Origin of the sequence: Streptomyces sp. NPDC052042, assembly GCF_044548345.1 — a bacterium.
GTDB lineage: Bacteria > Actinomycetota > Actinomycetes > Streptomycetales > Streptomycetaceae > Streptomyces.
On sequence record NZ_JBIUBU010000014.1, the window covers coordinates 156,145 to 175,034 of the forward strand.

The window sequence follows — 18,890 nt, forward strand, 5'->3', positions numbered from 1 at the left end:
CTCCGGTCCGCACGGGAACGCTCGCGCGGACGCCGGTCGCGAACGGATGGCGGCCGAGGGCGGATGCCGGTCCGAGCCGGTGTCAGTCGCGAACCGGCTCGATCACGGATCCGCCGTCCATGGTGCCGTCGTCCGCGTCCGTCCCGAAGCGTCCGTCGAGCTTGGCGACCAGGCCGGTGACCTGGCGGGCGATGTCCGGCGCGGTCAGCCCGATCTCGGCCAGGACCTCCTTGCGGGAGGCGTGGTCGAGGAAGCGCGGGGGGATGCCGAAGTCGCGCAGGGGCACGTCCACCCCGGCGTCGCGCAGCGCCTGGGAGACGGCGGAGCCGACGCCTCCGGCCCGGCTGTTGTCCTCGACGGTGACGACGACCCGGTGCCGTTCGGCGAGCGGGGCCATGGCGTCGTCGACCGGCTTGACCCAGCGCGGGTCGACGACGGTCGTCGAGATGCCCTGGGCGTCGAGCAGGTCGGCGATCTCCAGGCACATCGGGGCGAGCGCGCCGACGGACACCAGCAGGACGTCCGGCCGGTCGGTGCCGGGCTCGCGCAGGACGTCCATGCCGCCGATCCGGCTCACGGCCTTGACCGCCGGGCCCACCGCACCCTTGGAGAAGCGGACCACGGTCGGCGCGTCGTCGATGTCGACGGCCTCGCGGAGCTGGGCGCGGACCTGGTCGGCGTCGCGCGGCGCGGCGATCCGGAGCCCGGGGACGCACTGGAGGATGGACATGTCCCACATGCCGTTGTGCGAGGCGCCGTCGGTGCCGGTGATCCCGGCCCGGTCCAGGACGAAGGTCACCCCGCAGTTGTGCAGCGCGACGTCCATCAGAACCTGGTCGAAGGCGCGGTTGAGGAAGGTGGCGTACACCGCGAAGACCGGGTGCAGCCCGCCGGTGGCGAGGCCGGCCGCGGAGACCGCGCCGTGCTGCTCGGCGATGCCGACGTCGTAGATCCGGTCCGGGAACTCCTTCTCGAACTGGGTCAGGCCGACCGGCTGGAGCATGGCCGCGGTGATCGCGACGATGTCCTTGCGCTCCTTGCCGAGCTTGACCATCTCCTCGCCGAAGACGGAGGTCCAGTCGAGGCCGGCGGTGGCGACCGGAAGACCGGTGTCGGGGTGGATCTTCCCGACTGCGTGGAAGCGGTCGGCCTCGTCCTGGAGCGCGGGCGTGTAGCCGCGGCCCTTCTCGGTGAGGCAGTGCACGATGACGGGGCCGCCGAACCGCTTGGCGCGCTGGAGCGCGGACTCCAGGGCCTCGATGTCGTGGCCGTCGATCGGACCCACGTACTTCAGGCCGAGGTCCTCGAACATGCCCTGGGGCGCGATGAAGTCCTTCAGCCCCTTCTTCGCGCCGTGCAGCGTCTCGTACAGCGGCTTCCCGACGACGGGGGTGCGCTCCAGGATGTCCTTGCCGCGGGCCAGGAAGCGTTCGTAGCCGTCGGTGGTGCGCAGCGTCGCGAGGTGGTTGGCGAGGCCGCCGATGGTCGGGGCGTAGGAGCGCTCGTTGTCGTTGACGACGATGACGAGCGGGCGGTCCTTGGCGGCGGCGATGTTGTTGAGCGCCTCCCAGGCCATGCCGCCGGTGAGCGCCCCGTCCCCGATGACGGCCACGACGTGGTCGTCCCGGCCGAGGAGCTCGTTCGCCTTGGCCAGGCCGTCGGCCCAGCCGAGCACGGTGGAGGCGTGCGAGTTCTCGATGACGTCGTGCGCGGACTCCGCGCGGGAGGGGTAGCCGGACAGGCCGCCCTTGCTCTTGAGCTTCGAGAAGTCCTGGCGGCCGGTGAGGAGCTTGTGCACATAGCTCTGGTGACCGGTGTCGAACAGCACCTTGTCCTTCGGCGAGTCGAAGACCCGGTGCAGGGCGATGGTGAGCTCGACCACACCCAGGTTGGGGCCGAGGTGGCCGCCGGTCTTCGAGACGGCTTCGACGAGGAAGGTCCGGATCTCTTCGGCGAGCTGGTCCAGCTGTTCGGGAGTGAGCCGGTCCAGGTCACGCGGTCCAGCGATGCGGGTCAGCAGATTCCACCCGCCCGCTGCCGCCCTTGCACGTCGCGCTTCGCGCGGCTGTGTCACCGTGCCTCCTTGCGTATTGAGCTGGTCGAGCATGCCGATCCGACGAGTCTAGTGTTCCGTCCGTGCGGGGAGTCATCGGGCGGGGCGTTCGGGACGCACTCGGTACAGGACCGGGACACGGCCGCGTACGCGCCCCGTGCACGACGGGCGCGCGACTGCGCGGGCCCGTCCCGCCGTACACATGGCGCGACAGGTCCGCCACCGCACGGGCGCCCGGTGCGCGACGGCCGACGCCCGGTGCCGGGACGGCGGCCCGGCATCGGCACCGGGCCACCGGAGGCGCTCACCCGCCTCTCCCGCCCTCACCACATGGGGTCACGCGCGTCCTGCGGTCTTCTGGGTACGGCGGGAGACCGAGTCGATGACCACGGCGGCCAGCAGCACCGCACCGGTGATCATGTACTGGATGGCGTTGGCCATACCGATCATGTTGAGGCCCTGCTGGATCGACTGGATCACGATCATGCCGAGCAGCGCCGACCAGACCTTGCCCCGCCCGCCGAAGAGGCTGGTGCCACCGATGACGGCCGCGGCGATGACCAGCATCAGTGTGTTGCCGCCGCCCACGCTCTTGGTGGCGCCGCCGGACAGGCTGGCGATGAACAGACCGCCGAAGGCGCCGAGCATCCCGGACAGGGCGAAGACGGCGATCCGGACCCGGGCGACGTCGATGCCGGCGCGCCGCGCGGCCTCCGGGCTGCCGCCGACCGCGAAGACCCGGCGGCCGAAGCCCGTGCGCCGGGCGACGAAGTCCGCGACGACCAGGACCGCGAGGAAGAGCACCAGGGCCAGCGGCAGCCCGCGGGCGCCCGCGGGTTCGTTCAGAACGTACGCGACGGCGAAACACAGGACCGCGACGACCGCGGTGCGCAGCACCACCTCGCCGTTGGTGCGGGCGGGCAGACCCGCGGCCCGGCGGCGCCGGCCGTCCACCAGGAGCGAGGCGGCGTACGCGAGGACCGCGACCAGGGCGAGCCCGTATGCGGCGGCCTTGTCCTCGAAGAAGTAGTTGGTCAGGTCCTCGACGACGCTGCCGGACGGGGTGTTGATCGACCCTTCGCCGCCCATCATCCAGTCCTGGAGCCCGCTCCAGCCGAGGAAACCGGCCAAGGTCACCACGAACGCCGGTACACCGATCCGGGCGAAGAAGAAGCCGTGCAGCGCGCCGAGCGCCGCGCCGGTGAGCAGGGCGGCACCGATCGCCAACCACTCGTTCCAGCCGCGGTTGACATCGAGGACGGCCCAGACGGCGGCGCCGACGCCCGCGACGGAACCGACCGAGAGATCGATCTCGCCGAGCAGCAGGACGAACACGATCCCGACCGCCATGATGCCGAGGCCGGAGCTGTAGACGGCGATATTGGCGACGGAACCCGCGGAGAGGAAGTTGTCGTTCTGGAGCTGGAAGACGATGGCGATGACGACCAGGCCGACGAGGACCGGCAGCGAGCCCAGGTCGCCGCCGCGCACCTTGCGGCCGAATTCGGACCAGTAGCCCTTGAACCCCGTCTCACGCACGAGGAGTCGCGGATCGACCCCGGAGGACGCGACGGTTCCGCGGCTCTCGGAGGTCTCGGGCGACTTGGAGGTTTCGGGGGCTTCAGCGGGCTCGGGGGTCTCGGAGATCCCGGGAGAATCGGAAGCCTCGCGGAGTTCGGGGGGCTCGGAGGACTCGGGGGTCTTGGCCAGGTCGCTCACTTCACGTCCTCCTTCGCGGCCCTGCGTGCCTGGCGGCGCGTGACGGCGTTGTCGGTGGCGCCGGTGATGGCGGCGATGATCTCCTCATGGGTGGTGCTCTCGATGTCGAAGAAGCCGTTGTTGCGGCCGAGACGGAGCACCGCCACCCGGTCCGCCACGGCCCGCACGTCCGCCATGTTGTGGCTGATGAGGATGACGCCGTGGCCACGCTCGCGCAGCCGCTCCACCAGGTCGAGCACCTGCGCCGTCTGCTCGACGCCGAGGGCCGCGGTCGGCTCGTCCAGAATGACGATCTTCGGATCGCCGATCAACGCGCGTGCGATGGCCACCACTTGGCGCTGGCCGCCGGAGAGCGAGGCGACGGGTATCCGGACACTCGGGATGCGGATGGAGAGGGTGTCCAGGAGCTCCTTGGCCCGCTTCTCCATCGCGATCTCGTCGAGGACGGACGCCTTGCGCAGTTCACTGCCCAGGAAGAGGTTGGCGACGACGTCGAGATTGTCGCAGAGCGCCAAGTCCTGGTAGACGGTGGCGACTCCGAGGGCCTGGGCGTCGTTGGGCCGGTTGATGCGGACCGGTACGCCCTCCCATTCGATGACGCCTTCGTCGATCGGGTGGACACCCGAAATGGTCTTCACGAGCGTCGACTTGCCGGCGCCGTTGTCGCCGACCAGGGCGACGACCTCACCGGAGCGGATCTCCAGGTCCACGTCGGTGAGCGCCTGAACGGCGCCGAACCGCTTGGAGATTCCGCACAACGCCAGCACGGGCGGAGCGGACACGTGAATCATCTCCTTCACCGCCTGACCGGCGGGGATGATGGTGCCGAGCACGGGGTGTGCGTGGGGGGAGGTCCGGCGCCCGCCCCGGTGTGCGGGGCGTTGACGGAACGGACGCCGGACCGGCTGTGACCCGCGGTAGTGACCCGACCGCGGGGACGTACCCGTACGGAATCGGCACGAGGTACGGAACCGGCACGAGGTGCGCGGCCCCCGCCTGCGGGGTCGTACCGCGAACGCGGAGCCGCCCGGGTACCGGGCGGCGGGAGCGCGGCGCCCTACTTGATTCCGGCAGCCTCGCAGGCCGCCTTGTACTCGGGCGTACAGATCTCCTCGGCCTTGTACACCTGGTCGGCGATGATGGTGCTCACGACGTTCTCCCCGGTCACGATCTGCGCGTCGTACAGCCTGGCCGGGATTCCCTTGAACTCCCCGGAAAGACTGTCGACCCGAGTGGATGTCAGGCCGTCGAGACTCTTGCCCTTGAGCAGCCTGACCGCGATCTCGGCGGTGGTCTCCGCCTCCGGCTTGATCTGCTTGTAGATCGTGAACGCCTGGTCCCCCTTGAGGATGCGCTGGAGACCGGCGAGTTCGGAGTCCTGGCCGCCGACCGGGACCTTGATGCCCCGCTTGTTCAGTGCCGTGATGATGCCGCCCGCCATGCCGTCGTTGGCGGAGTAGACGCCCTGAAAACCGTTCTTGCCCAGGGAGTCGATGGCCGCGCCCATCTTCTTGTTGGCCTCGTCCGGGGACCAGTCCGGGATGTCCTGCTCGTAGACGACCTTCTTGACCTGGGTGTCCAGGACGCTGTGCGCGCCCTTCTTGAAGAACGGGGCGTTGGGGTCGGTCGGCGAGCCGTTGATCATGACGACACTGCTCTCCACGGCCTTCGCGCCGAGCGCCTTGACCAGCGCCTCGCCCTGGAGACGGCCGATCTTCTCGTTGTCGTACGAGACATAGGCGGAGATCGGGCCCTCGGCGAGGCGGTCGTAGGCGACGACCTTGACACCCTTCTTCTCCGCCTGCTGCACCCAGGACTTGGTGGCCTTGTAGTCGACGGAGTCCAGGATGATGACCTTCACGCCCTGCGTGACGAGCGCGTCGAACTGCTTCTTCTGGGTGTCGCTCTCCTGCGCCGCGTTGCTGTACTTGACCTTGCAGTCACCGCACAACTGCTCCACCTTGGCCTCGATGAGCGGGCGGTCGAAGGTCTCGTAACGGGTGGTCTTGTTCTCCGGCAGCAGCAGACCGATGGTCTTGCCGTCACCTCCGCTGCCGGCGTCGTCACCGCCCGCCTTGCCGCAGGCGGCGAGGGAGACGGCCATGGAGAGTGCGGCCGTTCCTATGACGATGCGACGTGTCGTTGCGTTCATACGGATTGCCTCCCTGACGAGGCCGCGGCAGCGCGGCCGAGGTGACAGGCAGTCAACTCGGCCTCATAGTCAGCGTCAAGGAGTAAATCATTAACGAGATGACAACGGTGCCATTCATTTTCTAAGTGAAGACGGGCCCTTGGCCGGCACGGTGCTTTCCAAAAGGGTGGAATCCCCCATCTCGCTCAGTACGAGGGCGAGCGCGCCCAGCACTTCGGCCCGGCCGCCCAGCGCCCCCGGCAGCACCGAAAGCTGTCTGGCGGCACTGGGGATGGCATAGCGGGAGACGGAATCCCGAATCGGCCCGAGCACCAGTTCGCCCGCCTCGGCGAGCGGTCCGCCGAGCACCACCCGGCTGGGGTTGAGCAGATTGCAGAGATTGGCCACCCCGCTGCCGATGTGGCGTCCGGCGTCGACGATCACCCGGCGGCAGCCCGGATCCCCCTCGCGGGCCAGCCGGACCATCCGTTCCATGGTCAGGTCGGGGCCGTGCCCCGGCCGGAGCAGCGGCAGGACGTAGCGCGCCGCCGTGAACGTCTCCAGGCAGCCCCGGTTGCCGCAGCGGCACACCGGTCCCGACTCGTCGAGCGTGATGTGCCCGATCTCTCCGGCCGTGCCGCCCGGCCCCCGGTAGACGCGGCCGTCGATCACCAGGCCCGCCCCGACCCCGTCGGCGACCTTGATGTACGCGAGGTCCTTGACGCCGCGACCGCTCCCCCAGACCAGTTCCCCGAGTGCCCCGAGGTTGGCGTCGTTGTCGACGTGTACCGGCACGCCGAGCCGGCCCGACAGCTCCTCTCCGGGGTTGATGCCCTTCCAGCCCGGCAGGATCGATGTGGAGCCCAGAGTTCCGGACTCGACGTCGATTGGGCCCGGCACGCCGAGGCCCACCCCGATCACCTTGTCCGGGCCGATCCCGGTCGCCTCGATCAGCCGCTCGACCAGCCGCTGGGCCCGCCCGAGCCCCTCCTCGGACGAGGCGTCGACGTCCAGCGGCTCGGCCTCTTCGGCGAGCACCTGGTGGGCGAGGTTGCCGACCGCCACCCGCAGATGCGTGTGACCGAAGTCGACGCCGACCACGATGCCCGCGTCACCGCTGAGCGAGACGCTGCGGGCCCGGCGCCCGCCCGCCGAGGTGGGGGTCACCTCGACCGTGCCGCCTTCCTTCAGTTCACGAACGATATTGGAGACGGTGGCCGCCGAAAGGCCGGTGGTACGGGCGATCTCCGCCTGGGTGAGCGAGCCCGCCATGCGCACCGCGCGCACGACTCGTTCGAGGTTGGCACGATGCAGAGATGTCTGCGACCCCGGAGTCTCCATCGACTCACTCCTACCATTCTCTCCAACATGTGAAGTCTAAGCTGAGCGTTTTGTGGTACCCCCCGTCAAGGCCTTGACCCTACGACGACGCTCGAAAGCACCCGGTGCCGCCTGCCCGCGGGGCCGCGCGGGACAGGTGGTACCGGGGCGCCGGTCGCGGCCCGTACACGCGGAACCGCCCGCCGGCACGGGGCCGGCGGGCGGTTCGGAGGGGACTGCCGCGGGGCGGGGCGCGGCGGCTACTTCACCGCGCCCGCGGTGAGCCCCGCCACGACCTGGCGCTGGAAGACGATGTACGCCCCGAGGACCGGCAGCATCGCCATCACCAGACCGGCGAACAGACCGGACCAGTCGCCCTTGTAGCCCTGGCTGTTGGCCAGTTCGACCAGGCCCTGCGAGAGCACCCGCTGGTTCGGGTCGGCGTTGAGCACCGTCGGCAGCATGTACTGGTTCCACTGCCCGAGAAAGTTGAAGATGCCGACGCTGATCAGTCCGGGCCGCGCCATCGGCAGCATCACCTGGAAGAACGTCCGGGTGTGCGAGGCGCCGTCGAGCATCGCCGCCTCCGCCACCGAGGTCGGCAGCGTCCGGAAGAACGAGGTCAGGAAGAAGACGGTGAACGGCAGCGAGTACGCGATGTAGACCGTGATCAGCCCGTGCCGCGTGTTCAGCAGGTCCATGTTGTTCATGACGAAGAACAACGGAACCAGCGCCAGGATGATCGGGAAGCTCATCCCCCCGATGAACAGGAAGTAGATGAACCGGTTGCCCGGGAAGTCGAACCGCGCCAGCACGTACGCCGCCATCGAGCCCAGCAGCAGGGTGCCCACCAGCGAGCAGCCCACCACCACGATGGTGTTGAAGAAGTAGTCGCTCATGTGCGCCTGGCTCCAGGCGCGCGACCAGTTCTCGAAGTGCAGTTTGTCGGGGAGCTTCCACGGCGTCGACAGGATCGAGTCGTCCGTCTTGAACGCCGACATGACCGCCCAGAGCAGCGGCATGACGACGAGGATCGCCCAGATGATCAGCACGCCGTGCGAGAAGACATTGAGGACCTGGCCCTCGTTCTTCTTCCCCCCAACCGCGGGCGCGGGCGCCTTGGTCACGGGGGCGGGCCGTGCCGCCGGGTCGGCGGGAGGGGTGTCAGTGGTCTTCACGCGTACTCATCTCGTCCTGTCGAGCCGGACACGAAGGCCGACCCGTGGTGCCTGCCGGGGGGCTGGGGTCCGGGGGGCGTGCCCCGTCGGTCGCCGCATCAGAACTCCAGCCGCTCGCGCCGGCCCAGTCGCATCACGATGGCGGCGAAGGCCATGGTGACGATGAGCAGTCCGACACCGATCGTCGTCGCGTATCCGGCCTGACCGTCGCGGAAAGCCGTCTGGTACACGTACAGCGGGAGCACGGTGGTGGAGTAGTCGGGGCCGCCGGGGCCCACGGTCATGACCTGTACGGCGGTGAATGCCTCGACGCCGAGGGCCAGGATGCCCATGTAGACCCAGCCCGACTGCACCGTGTCCCAGAGCAGCGGAAGCGTGATCCGGAAGAACGTGGTGAAGCGGTTGGCGCCGTCGAGGAGCGCCGCCTCGTAGAAGTCCTTCGGGATGGAGGCCATGCCGGCCGAGAAGAGGACGACGAAGAACCCGACCGTCGACCAGACCAGCACCATCATGACGCAGATGAGCGCCAGGTTCGGATCGCCGAGCCACTCCGGTTTGACCGAGCCCAGGCCGAACCCCTTCAGCGTCGCGTTGATCATCCCGTCGCGGGGGTTGAACGCGAACTGGAAGAGCAGGGCGACGATGACGATCGAAAGCACCTGCGGGAAGAAGTAGGCGATCTTGTAGAAGCTCGATCCACGTACTCCGGAGACCGTCGCGTTCCGGCGCCGTCGACCCCCCACGTTGAGCATGAAGGCGAAGAACAGCGCCAGGCCAAGCGTCACCAGCGGCAGCAGCAACACGAGCAGCACGCTGTGCTGCAAGGACTTCCAGAAGACGTCGTCCTTCAGCATTCTCGTGTAGTTGTCGAACCCGACCACCGAGAAGTCGGCACTCAGGCCGGTCCAGTCCGTGAACGAGTAGTAGATGGACTGGACGAACGGCCAGAGCACGAAGACCGCGTACAGCGCCAGTGGGGCTGCCAGGAACCCCACGATGAAACGGTACTTGCCATGCTGCATCGTTTACCGACCCCGATCTTTCCGCGGGTGCCGCCGCTGGTGACGGTTGCTCACTGGTGCTTGTAGTGCTTGATGGACTGGTCCTTGGCCGCCGCGTCGGCGAAGGCCTGGATCTTCTTGATGGTCTCCGCCGGGGTCGCGCGGCCGGCCATCATCTCGCCGAGTCCGGCGACGCCGATCTGCTCCTTCTGGAGCTTCACGTACCAGTCCTGGAGGCGCGGGTTCACCACGTTGTCGCCGGCCAGCTTGAGCGCGTCGACACCGGCCTGCAGGGCCGTCGACAGGCTCAGGCCGTCCGTGCCGCCGTTGAAGGCACTGAGCGACTTGACCTGCTGGGTGAAGTTCTTCGAAGACTCCTCGGAGAGCATGATGCGCAGCTGCTCCATGGCGCCCTCGGGGTTCTTCGCCTGGGAGGGGACGACGAAGGGCTCACCACCGGAGGCCCAGATGGTGCCGAACGGCATCTTGTCGGACGCGTCCAGGCCCGACGGCGGCGCGACCATCATCTTGAAGTCCTCGGGCGTCGTCGGCGCCGCCTCGTTCTCCACCCACGAACCGTTCGGGATGAAGAGCGCCTTGCCCTTCGTCCACTCGGTCTGCGACTGGATGTGCGTCAGGCCCGGCGTGCCCTGGAGGATGTACCCCTTCTGGTACAGCTCGTAGTACGCCTCGAACGCCGCCTTGACCGCGGGGTCCTTCCAGGCGTTCGGCTCCAGGTTGTCGATCTTGTCGAGGACCTCCCGGCCACCGATCTTGCCGATGAACGGGTAGAGCGAGAACGGCAGGTAGTAGGGGTACTTGCCCGGGTACGTCCAGCCGGCGATGCCCTTCTTCTTCGCCTTGGCGCACAGGGCGAGCATGTCGTCCCAGGTCTCCGGGTACTCCGCGTCGAGCTTCTCCAGCGCGGTCTGCGAGTACCAGACGCCGTACACCGTGTACGCGTAGTACATGATCCAGACCTGCTCGCCGTCGAACTGGCCCATCTCCAGGACGCCGGGACGCAGGGTGTCGCGGACCTTCTTGTTCGGGTCGTCGATGGACGGGGCGTCCATCAGCGGTGTCAGGTCGGCCAACTGCTTCTTGCCGACCAGGACTCCCATGTCCATCTGCTCGGCACCCGAGTTGTCGATCAGGTCCGGCGGGTTGCCGCCGTTGAAGCGCGGCTGCAGCTGTGTGGCGATCTTCTGCGTCGCGACGTGCTTGACCTTGGGGGCCTTCGGGAACGCCTCGTTGTACTTCTTCTCCGCGTCGATCGCGTACTGCTCACCGAATCCGCCGTTGAAGATGACGACTTCGAGCGGGGCCGTCTCGTTGACGCCGAGCGGGTTCTCCTTGGTGACCTTGCCCTTCTCGACCTTCGCGTCGCCGCCGCTGCTGCCGCTCGCGCACGATGCCAGGAAGCTCATCGTCGGCACGCCGATCAGGCCGAGTGCGGCGGATCGCTTGATCACATCGCGACGGCCGAGGCCCTCATTCTTGTGGGCGGAGGTGGATCCCATGCTCAAGTCCTCGCCTTCTCCAGGACTCAGGCGGTGTGTACCGGTCGCCCGTCGATATTCGCCTCAGGCGAAGGGCCCCGCCACCGCGGTCAGTTGCGCTTGGGTGGTACTGATCTCTTTTCAGGCTAGCCACGTGCTGCGGGAGTTCGGGAAGATCGACCGAAGAACACACGTCCGCGCCCTTGGGTCCCACCCCGCACCCCCTTGCCCGCGTGTGTACGAAACCCCGCGCGGACGCCGACAGGTATAGTCCACTTCCGGTCGGCTGAGCAAGATCGAATGCAAGGTTGAGCAGCAGTCTTTCCCGAGTTGAGACCTCGGGGAATAGGTGGCCCTCGCACGTTCCACCCCATGACGCGGGGAATTTCACGGAACGGTAAATTCTGCCGATACTTTACCTTCAACACCCTTGACACATGGGGGGCTTGACGGCCCGCTACGCCGTGCGCACCGGGTCGACAGCGCCGTCCGCCGCAGTTCTCCGGGAGGAATGGCTCGGCATGCGGCCCTGCACGGACCTCACGGAGAATCCGTCGTACGGCCGCGCTCTTCGCGGCTTCTTCGGCCCTGATCACGAACGCCCCGCCATGGCCGCCGCACCATGATCGAAATACGGGGCGACCAGCCCAATGGCCCCGACGGCATGGACATTCCGCGCCTCTTTCGAAGAAAGCGAAATGCAACCGGACCGGCGCAACACCGTCGAAGCAGGCCCCGGTGGAAAGAAGCGGTCATCAGGTATCGACAGCGGATTCTCCACAGCAATGAGGATTCTCCACAGGAATACCGGGCAATATCACCGACAAGGTGACAGACGTCCGGGCCGACGCCGAGCACACCTGGCGGCGGGGAGGTGTGGCCGGCCCCTCCTCCCCTCGCACCGGCCCCGGCGCCCCCGTCTCCCGCCGCACGGGGCTCGCCCCCGGCACCCGGCGCCCGGCCCCTGCGGAGGTGCCCGGTCGCGTCACCGGTACTCAGCCGCGCTGCGGGCCGTCCGGCGCGGTCCAGGGGAACAGGCTCTCGGGCAGGGTCACGTTCCACGCCGTGATCACCGGCTTCCCGTGCTCGGTGCCGAGCCGGGAGACGGCGCCCGTGGCGAGCTGGAACAACGTGCCCTCGGCCGGTGTGAGCCCGAGGTAGCGGGCCGTGAGCACCCTCAGGAAGTGGGAGTGGGCGACGAGGGCGATGTCCTCGTCCCCGTTCCGGTCGGCCTCCCGCGCCACCTCCGCCAGCACCCGGTCGGCGCGGGCGCCGACCTCGGCGGGGGTCTCACCGGGGTGCGTCTGGGGGCCGGGGTCGACGCCGTCGGTCCACAGGTTCCAGTCGGGCCGGGTGCGGCGGATCTCGTCGGTGGTGACGCCCTCGTACCCCCCGTAGTCCCATTCGTGGAGGTCGGAAATGACGTGCGGGGCGGCGAGCCCGGCGAGTTCGGCGGTGCGCCGGGCTCGCGCCGAGGGGCTGACCAGGGTGAGCGCGATCCGCCGGTCGGCGAGCAGGGGCGTCAGCGCACGGGCCTGGTGCTCGCCGTAGGGCGTCAGGGGCAGATCGGTGTAGCTGGTGTGCTGACCGGACCGCGACCACTCGGTCTCACCGTGCCGGATCAGGATCAACTCGCCCATGGGTGCGTTCCGCCTTCTGTGCCGTCTCCGTGCCAGTGGCTGTGCCTTGCCGGTGCCAGTGGCTCTGTGCGGAGAACCCGCGCGCCCACGATCGCATTCCGACGGCCGGTGAACGGTGTGCCGCCCGGGGTGTCGCGCCGAACGGGCGGGGCCGCACCCCGGTGTTCCGGGATGCGGCCCCTTGCCGTCCGGTCGGCCGCCTGGACCGCTCGGTCGGCTGCCCGACGTCGCTTACTTGCGGATCAGGCCGCGCAGCACGTACTGCATGATGCCGCCGTTGCGGTAGTAGTCCGCCTCACCGGGGGTGTCGATGCGGACGACCGCGTCGAGCTCCACACCGGTGTCGGTGGTGACCTTGACCGTGCGCGGGGTGGTGCCGTTGTTCAGCTCGGTCACGCCGGTGATGGAGAAGGTCTCCTGGCCGGTCAGGCCGAGGGACTCGGCGGTCGTGCCCTCCGGGAACTGGAGCGGGAGAACGCCCATGCCGATGAGGTTCGAGCGGTGGATGCGCTCGTACGACTCGGCGATGACGGCCTTGACGCCGAGGAGCGCGGTGCCCTTGGCCGCCCAGTCGCGGGAGGAGCCGGAGCCGTACTCCTTGCCGGCCAGGACGACCAGCGGGGTGCCGGCGGCCTGGTAGTTCTGCGAGGCGTCGTAGATGAAGGAGACCGGGCCGCCATCCTGCGTGAAGTCGCGGGTGTAGCCGCCCTCGGTGCCCGGCGCGATCTGGTTGCGCAGGCGGATGTTGGCGAACGTACCGCGGATCATGACCTCGTGGTTGCCACGGCGCGAGCCGTAGGAGTTGAAGTCACGACGCTCCACACCGTGCTCGGTGAGGTACTTGCCGGCCGGGGTGTCGGCCTTGATGGCGCCGGCCGGGGAGATGTGGTCGGTGGTGACCGAGTCGCTCAGCTTGGCGAGGACCCGGGCGCCGGCGATGTCCTCGACCGGGGCCGGGTCCATCGTCATGCCCTCGAAGTACGGGGGCTTGCGGACGTAGGTCGACTCGGCGTCCCACTCGAAGGTGTTGCCGGTCGGGATCGGCAGGGCCTGCCACTGGGCGTCGCCCGCGAACACGTCCTGGTAGGACTTGTTGAACATGTCCTCGCCGATGGCGTTGGCGACGACGTCGTTCACCTCGGCCTCGGTCGGCCAGATGTCCGAGAGGTGGACCGGCTTGCCGTCCTGGTCGACACCGAGGGCGTCCCTGGTGATGTCCACCTTCATGGAGCCCGCGAGGGCGTACGCGACGACCAGCGGCGGGGACGCCAGGTAGTTCATCTTGACATCGGGGTTGATGCGGCCCTCGAAGTTGCGGTTTCCGGAGAGCACCGACGTCACGGCGAGGTCGTGGTCGTTGACGGCCTTGGAGACCTCCTCCGGCAGCGGGCCGGAGTTGCCGATGCAGGTGGTGCAGCCGTAGCCGACGAGGTTGAAGCCGACCTTGTCCAGGTACGGGGTCAGGCCCGCCTTGTCGAAGTAGTCGGTGACGACCTTCGAGCCCGGGGCGAGGGTGGTCTTGACCCACGGCTTGCGGGTCAGGCCCTTCTCGACCGCCTTCTTCGCCACGAGCGCGGCGGCGACCATGACGTACGGGTTCGAGGTGTTGGTGCAGGAGGTGATCGCGGCGACGGTGACGGCGCCGTGGTCCAGCTGGTAGCTGGTGCCGTCGGGGGCGGTCACGGTGACCGGGTTCGACGGGACGCCGTTGGTGGCGGCCGGGGCGTCGGAGGCGGGGAAGGACTCCTCGCCCGCCTCGTCGGCGGTGGAGACGTAGTTCAGGACGTCGTTCTTGAACTGCTCGGCGGCATTGGCGAGGACGATGCGGTCCTGCGGGCGCTTCGGGCCGGCGATCGACGGGACGACCGTGGAGAGGTCGAGCTCCAGCTTCTCGGAGAAGTCCGGCTCGGCGGCCGGGTCCAGCCAGAGGCCCTGCTCCTTGGCGTACGCCTCGACGAGCGCGACCTGCTGCGGGCTGCGGCCGGTCAGACGCATGTAGTTCAGGGTCTCGTCGTCGATCGGGAAGATCGCGGCGGTGGAACCGAACTCCGGCGACATATTGCCGATGGTGGCGCGGTTGGCGAGCGAGGTGGCGGCGACGCCCTCGCCGTAGAACTCGACGAACTTGCCGACGACACCGTGCTTGCGCAGCATCTCGGTGATGGTCAGCACCAGGTCGGTGGCGGTGGTGCCGGGCTTCAGTTCGCCGGTCAGCTTGAAGCCGACGACGCGCGGGATGAGCATGGAGACCGGCTGGCCGAGCATGGCGGCCTCGGCCTCGATGCCGCCGACGCCCCAGCCCAGCACGCCCAGGCCGTTGACCATGGTGGTGTGCGAGTCGGTGCCGACCAGGGTGTCGGGGTAGGCCTTGCCGTCACGGACCATGACGACGCGGGCCAGCTTCTCGATGTTGACCTGGTGGACGATGCCGGTCCCCGGCGGAACGACCTTGAACTCGTCGAACGCGGTCTGGCCCCAGCGCAGGAACTGGTAGCGCTCCTTGTTGCGGCCGTACTCCAGCTCGACGTTCTGCTTGAAGGCGTCGTTCGTGCCGAACTTGTCGGCGATGACGGAGTGGTCGATGACCAGCTCGGCCGGGGCGAGGGGGTTGATCTTGGTGGCGTCGCCGCCGAGTTCCTTCACGGCCTCACGCATGGTGGCGAGGTCCACGACGCACGGCACGCCGGTGAAGTCCTGCATGATCACGCGGGCCGGGGTGAACTGGATCTCCTGGCTGGGCTGCGCCTGGGAGTCCCAGCCACCGAGCGCCCGGATGTGGTCGGCGGTGATGTTCGCGCCGTCCTCGGTGCGGAGCAGATTCTCCAGGAGCACCTTCAGGCTGTACGGGAGGCGCGCGGAGCCCTCGACCTTGTCCAGCCTGAAGATCTCGTACGACTCGTCGCCCACGCGCAGCGTGCTGCGGGCGTCGAAGCTGTTCGCCGACACGACAGTCTCCTTCATCAATGTGCGCGTACTCCGCGCCGCGCCTCATTACGGCGGGCGCCGCGTGGTGCCGCCTGCGGCCCCTCGCCCATCCGTTAAGGTAAGACTTAGTTAGGTAACCCTTACCCGATGGCGGACTGCGGTGCGCCTTCGGCAAATATCTCGATGTCGAGATAACTCTAGTACATCACCGCCGTACGGTCATGTGCGGGCACCCGTGTCCGCCGCTGCCCTGCGCCGATGCCCGTGCGCGGTGTCCGACAGGTGAGACCGCCCGGACCTCGTACCCCCGGGGCACCTCTCGGGCTCCGGAGCGCTCCCGCACGACGGATCCCTCGCCGGGGGTCGAGGCAGGGGTTCGGGTGCCGGACGGAACGGCGGCACGAGCCGAGGCGGAGGCGGAACCAGACCGCCGGAGTTCGAGCCGCGCCGGGTCCTGCCCCGGGCGTACGTGCGGCAGAGGCCGGCCCCGGCCGTACGTGGGGCAGGGGCCACCCCGGGCTGCGTGGGGCAGGGGCCGGCCGTCCCCGGGGTACGTGCAGCGGCGGGATCAGAGAGTGCGGGCCAGCAACATCACGCCCATCAGCAGCATGGTGGCCGCGACCAGCGCATCCAGCACCCGCCAGGCGCCGGGACGGGACAGGACGCCGCCGAGGAGCCGGGCGCCGTAGCCGAGGCCGGTGAACCACGCCAGGCTCGCCAGCATCGCGCCGAGACCGAAGACCCAGCGCAGCGGGCCGCGGTCGGCGGCGACCGAGCCGAGCAGCAGCACGGTGTCCAGGTAGACATGCGGGTTCAGCCAGGTCAGGGCCAGGCAGGTGAGCACCGCCGTGCGGACGGAGCCCGCGGCGGCGCCATGCGTCGTCAGCCCCTGCCCGGGGACGGGGCGCAGCACTCGGCGGGCGGCCAGAACGCTGTAACAGATGAGGAAGCCGCCGCCGGCCACACCGACCGCGGTCAGCACCGCGGGCCAAGCGGTGACGACGGCGCCGAGCCCGGCGACACCGAGGCCGATGAGGACCACGTCGGACACGGCACAGATGCCGACGACCGCGAGCACGGCGTGTTTGCGCGCCCCCTGGCGTAGGACGAACGCGTTCTGTGCGCCGATGGCCACGATGAGGGACAGACCCGTACCGAATCCGGCGATGGCTGCTGGGAGGACGCCGCTGTTCATGTCGCCCGACGCTATGGGCGACCGAGCCGTCAGTACAGCTAAAGTTTCTTATCTAGCATTAGCTGTCGTGATGAACGAGCTTCCCTTCGACCAGGTGCGGACGCTGCTCGCCGTCGTCGAGGAGGGCACCTTCGACGCCGCCGCCGCGGCCCTGTATGTGACACCGTCCGCGGTCAGCCAGCGGGTCAAGGCGCTGGAGCAGCGCACCGGACGGGTGCTGCTGATGCGCACGAAGCCGGTCCGCCCGACGGAGTCCGGGCAGGTGGTGGTGCGGTTCGCGCGCCAGCTCGCCGCTCTGGAGCGGGACGCGCGGACGGAGCTGGGGATCGCGAGCGGGGCCGGTCCGGTCCGGGTACCCATCGCGGTGAACGCGGATTCCCTGGCGACCTGGTTCTTGCCGGCCCTGACCCGGGTGCCGCAGAGCCCGCCCATCTGCTTCGACCTGCACCGTGAGGACGAGGCGCACACCGCGGCGCTGCTGCGTGAGGGACGGGTGATGGCCGCGGTGACGTCGTCGTCGGAACCGGTGGCGGGCTGCACGGTTCGCCCGCTGGGCCTGGCGCGGTATCTGCCGGTGGCGAGTCCGGGATTCGCGGCGCGCCACCTGTCGGCGGGGCCGCTGGAAGGCCGCCTGCCCGACGCCCCGGTGATCGTCTTCGACCGGCGCGACGAACTCCAGGACCGGTTCGTCCGGTCCCTCACGCCCGACGGGTCGGGCGCCGGCGGCCTGCGGCACTACGTACCCACGTCGGAGGGCTTCTGCGACGCGGTGGCCGCCGGCCTGGGCTGGGGGCTGGTCCCGGAGCCACAGGCGGAACCGCTGCTGCGGTCGGGCGCCCTGCTGGAATTGGCGCCGGGGCGACGCGTGGACGTACCGCTGTACTGGCAGCAGTGGAAGTTGGACGTGCCCGCGCTCGCGCGCGTGACGGAGACCATCACCGCGGTGGCGGCCGAGTCCCTGCACTCCCAGGGTTGACCCCGCGCCGCGCTGACGGTCATCCGCTGCGCGCCGGTCCTCCCCTCCCCTGTGCTCCCTTGCATGCTCCTGCACAACGACACGGGCCGGCTTCCGGCCGACCTGCACCGGACGGGCCTCCCACCCGAACTCCGCGCCTGAGCACCGTGGTTCCGGGTATCCGAGCCGGTGGCTATGATCCCGGCATGGCTGTCCCCCCGGTCGCCCCCGTCACCCACGAACCGGGCCACCGGACCGGCGGCATCGGCCAGGACGCAGGCGGGCGGTTCCCGGCCTCGCTCTTCCCCGGCACGGGTACGGGGACATCGCGATCCAGCTCTTCCGGCCGACGTTCGACAGCATGACCTCCGTTCTTGTCACGGAGCGCCTTGAGGACGGCGGGGCGAGGAGGACCGGGCCGGCCCCCTTCCGGACGGCCACGGGTTCGACGCCCGCGGCACGGCCTGTACGACATCTGACCCACTGCACACGGGACGCGTCGCCGCCGGTGGCGCGAGCATCCCAGCAAAGGAGAAGCGTGAACGACATCACCGCGTACGACGGCATATCCCCGACCACTCTCGCCGAACTCCTGGGCCGCGAACACGTCATGGACATCGGCATTCGCCCGCTGTGGCCCTCGCCCCCGCGCATCGCCGGACCGGCGTTCACCGTACGGTGCCCTCCTGGGGACAACCTGATGCTGCACGCGGCCATCCATCGGGCGGAACCCGGCTCGGTCGTCGTCATCGAGGCGGGAGACGTGGACTTCGCCCTCGCCGGAGGAAACGTCTGCGCGGTCGCCCAGCGCCGTGGGATCGCCGGATTCGTGACCGACGGGGTGCTCCGCGATCTGGCCGAGGTGCGCGAGATGGGGTTTCCCGTCTTCGCCAGGGGCGTCATGCCCGTCCCAGGAACGAAGAAGGCCGTCGGACCGCTCAACGTCCCGGTGCGGTGCGGCGGGGTGGAGGTCCACCCCGGCGACATCGTGGTGGCCGACGAAGAGGGCGTCGTGGTCATTCCGAGCGCCCGCGGCGACCAGGTGCTCCTCGGTGCCCGCGAGAAGCTCGCCAAGGAGGCGCGGGAGACTCTCGATTCCTGGCAGGAGGCGCACCGCGCCCGTATCGACACCATCCTGGCCGAAGGCGGCTTCACGGGCTGACCCCTTACCCCCGTCCCCGTCCCCGTCCCCGTCCCCGTCCCCGTCCCCGTCCCCGTCCCCGTCCCCGTCCCCGTCCCCGTCCCCGTCCCCGTCCCCGTCCCCGTCCCCGTCC

The 18,890-nt window shown here is 69.2% G+C and carries 15 protein-coding genes and 1 pseudogene; 5 read left to right on the plus strand and 11 right to left on the minus strand.

Annotation, left to right across the window (positions count from 1 at the left end; all coding sequences use genetic code 11):
- Positions 1–82: 82 nt before the first annotated feature.
- From dxs to ngcE, 8 genes are all read right to left on the minus strand, one after another.
- Positions 83–2,020, minus strand: coding sequence for a 1-deoxy-D-xylulose-5-phosphate synthase (gene dxs / locus ACIHCL_RS23050; RefSeq protein WP_399864411.1), 1,938 nt, complete (start codon positions 2,018–2,020; stop codon positions 83–85).
- 369 nt (positions 2,021–2,389) lie between these two features.
- Positions 2,390–3,772: a sugar ABC transporter permease gene (locus ACIHCL_RS23055; protein ID WP_399864374.1), complete on the minus strand. Its 1,383-nt coding sequence runs from the start codon at positions 3,770–3,772 to the stop codon at positions 2,390–2,392.
- Entirely contained in the window at positions 3,769–4,563 is a 795-nt protein-coding gene (locus tag ACIHCL_RS23060; protein WP_399864412.1) for an ATP-binding cassette domain-containing protein, read from the minus strand. Before ACIHCL_RS23060 ends, ACIHCL_RS23055 begins: the two co-directional genes overlap by 4 nt.
- A 266-nt stretch (positions 4,564–4,829) precedes the next feature.
- On the minus strand, positions 4,830–5,924 hold the full coding sequence (locus tag ACIHCL_RS23065; protein WP_399864376.1) for a substrate-binding domain-containing protein: 1,095 nt from the start codon (positions 5,922–5,924) through the stop codon (positions 4,830–4,832).
- A gap of 114 nt (positions 5,925–6,038) precedes the next feature.
- Positions 6,039–7,244, minus strand: a complete 1,206-nt coding sequence (locus tag ACIHCL_RS23070) for an ROK family transcriptional regulator (protein ID WP_399864377.1) — start codon at positions 7,242–7,244, stop codon at positions 6,039–6,041.
- Positions 7,245–7,483: 239 nt separating this feature from the next.
- Positions 7,484–8,401: a carbohydrate ABC transporter permease gene (locus tag ACIHCL_RS23075; RefSeq protein ID WP_399864378.1), complete on the minus strand. Its 918-nt coding sequence runs from the start codon at positions 8,399–8,401 to the stop codon at positions 7,484–7,486.
- Between the two features lie 98 nt (positions 8,402–8,499).
- Positions 8,500–9,423 (minus strand): carbohydrate ABC transporter permease, encoded by a 924-nt coding sequence (locus ACIHCL_RS23080; protein ID WP_399864379.1) that lies wholly within the window; start codon positions 9,421–9,423, stop codon positions 8,500–8,502.
- Between the two features lie 50 nt (positions 9,424–9,473).
- Positions 9,474–10,922 carry an N-acetylglucosamine/diacetylchitobiose ABC transporter substrate-binding protein gene (gene ngcE, locus ACIHCL_RS23085; RefSeq protein ID WP_399864381.1) on the minus strand — a complete coding sequence of 483 codons (1,449 nt, stop codon included), beginning with the start codon at positions 10,920–10,922 and terminating at the stop codon, positions 9,474–9,476.
- Between the two features lie 416 nt (positions 10,923–11,338).
- On the opposite strand from ngcE, the gene ACIHCL_RS23090 reads away from it, so the two are divergent.
- Positions 11,339–11,527, plus strand: a complete 189-nt coding sequence (locus ACIHCL_RS23090) for a hypothetical protein (protein ID WP_399864383.1) — start codon at positions 11,339–11,341, stop codon at positions 11,525–11,527.
- 24 nt (positions 11,528–11,551) lie between these two features.
- A pseudogene (locus ACIHCL_RS23095) lies at positions 11,552–11,762 on the plus strand (hypothetical protein); the annotation flags it as partial.
- Positions 11,763–11,896: 134 nt separating this feature from the next.
- On the opposite strand, the gene ACIHCL_RS23100 reads toward ACIHCL_RS23095, so the two are convergent.
- From ACIHCL_RS23100 to ACIHCL_RS23110, 3 genes are all read right to left on the minus strand, one after another.
- The gene (locus ACIHCL_RS23100; protein ID WP_399864384.1) at positions 11,897–12,541 is read right to left on the minus strand and encodes a histidine phosphatase family protein; all 645 of its coding nucleotides are present in this window, start codon (positions 12,539–12,541) and stop codon (positions 11,897–11,899) included.
- A 231-nt stretch (positions 12,542–12,772) separates the two neighbouring features.
- Positions 12,773–15,487: an aconitate hydratase AcnA gene (gene acnA / locus ACIHCL_RS23105; RefSeq protein ID WP_399864385.1), complete on the minus strand. Its 2,715-nt coding sequence runs from the start codon at positions 15,485–15,487 to the stop codon at positions 12,773–12,775.
- 547 nt (positions 15,488–16,034) lie between these two features.
- The gene (locus tag ACIHCL_RS23110; protein ID WP_399864386.1) at positions 16,035–16,661 is read right to left on the minus strand and encodes a LysE/ArgO family amino acid transporter; all 627 of its coding nucleotides are present in this window, start codon (positions 16,659–16,661) and stop codon (positions 16,035–16,037) included.
- Positions 16,662–16,731: 70 nt separating this feature from the next.
- On the opposite strand from ACIHCL_RS23110, the gene ACIHCL_RS23115 reads away from it, so the two are divergent.
- The 3 genes from ACIHCL_RS23115 to ACIHCL_RS23125 all read left to right on the plus strand — a co-directional run bounded on the left by ACIHCL_RS23115 (position 16,732) and on the right by ACIHCL_RS23125 (position 18,778).
- Positions 16,732–17,637 carry a LysR family transcriptional regulator ArgP gene (locus ACIHCL_RS23115; protein WP_399864388.1) on the plus strand — a complete coding sequence of 302 codons (906 nt, stop codon included), beginning with the start codon at positions 16,732–16,734 and terminating at the stop codon, positions 17,635–17,637.
- 185 nt (positions 17,638–17,822) lie between these two features.
- Positions 17,823–17,981 carry a hypothetical protein gene (locus ACIHCL_RS23120; protein WP_399864390.1) on the plus strand — a complete coding sequence of 53 codons (159 nt, stop codon included), beginning with the start codon at positions 17,823–17,825 and terminating at the stop codon, positions 17,979–17,981.
- A gap of 173 nt (positions 17,982–18,154) precedes the next feature.
- A complete protein-coding gene (locus tag ACIHCL_RS23125; RefSeq protein ID WP_399864392.1) occupies positions 18,155–18,778 on the plus strand; it encodes an RraA family protein in 624 nt (207 codons plus the stop codon).
- The last annotated feature ends 112 nt before the right edge of the window (positions 18,779–18,890 follow it).

Coding starts and splice junctions, on each gene's coding strand:
- ACIHCL_RS23060 (WP_399864412.1), bottom strand. CDS start 4,563: ATGATTCACGTGTCCGCTCCGCCCGTGCTGGCGTTGTGCGGAATCTCC.
- ACIHCL_RS23065 (WP_399864376.1), bottom strand. CDS start 5,924: ATGAACGCAACGACACGTCGCATCGTCATAGGAACGGCCGCACTCTCC.
- ACIHCL_RS23070 (WP_399864377.1), bottom strand. CDS start 7,244: ATGGAGACTCCGGGGTCGCAGACATCTCTGCATCGTGCCAACCTCGAA.
- ACIHCL_RS23080 (WP_399864379.1), bottom strand. CDS start 9,423: ATGCAGCATGGCAAGTACCGTTTCATCGTGGGGTTCCTGGCAGCCCCA.
- ngcE (WP_399864381.1), bottom strand. CDS start 10,922: ATGGGATCCACCTCCGCCCACAAGAATGAGGGCCTCGGCCGTCGCGAT.
- ACIHCL_RS23090 (WP_399864383.1), top strand. CDS start 11,339: ATGGGGGGCTTGACGGCCCGCTACGCCGTGCGCACCGGGTCGACAGCG.
- ACIHCL_RS23100 (WP_399864384.1), bottom strand. CDS start 12,541: ATGGGCGAGTTGATCCTGATCCGGCACGGTGAGACCGAGTGGTCGCGG.
- ACIHCL_RS23110 (WP_399864386.1), bottom strand. CDS start 16,661: ATGAACAGCGGCGTCCTCCCAGCAGCCATCGCCGGATTCGGTACGGGT.
- ACIHCL_RS23115 (WP_399864388.1), top strand. CDS start 16,732: ATGAACGAGCTTCCCTTCGACCAGGTGCGGACGCTGCTCGCCGTCGTC.
- ACIHCL_RS23120 (WP_399864390.1), top strand. CDS start 17,823: ATGGCTGTCCCCCCGGTCGCCCCCGTCACCCACGAACCGGGCCACCGG.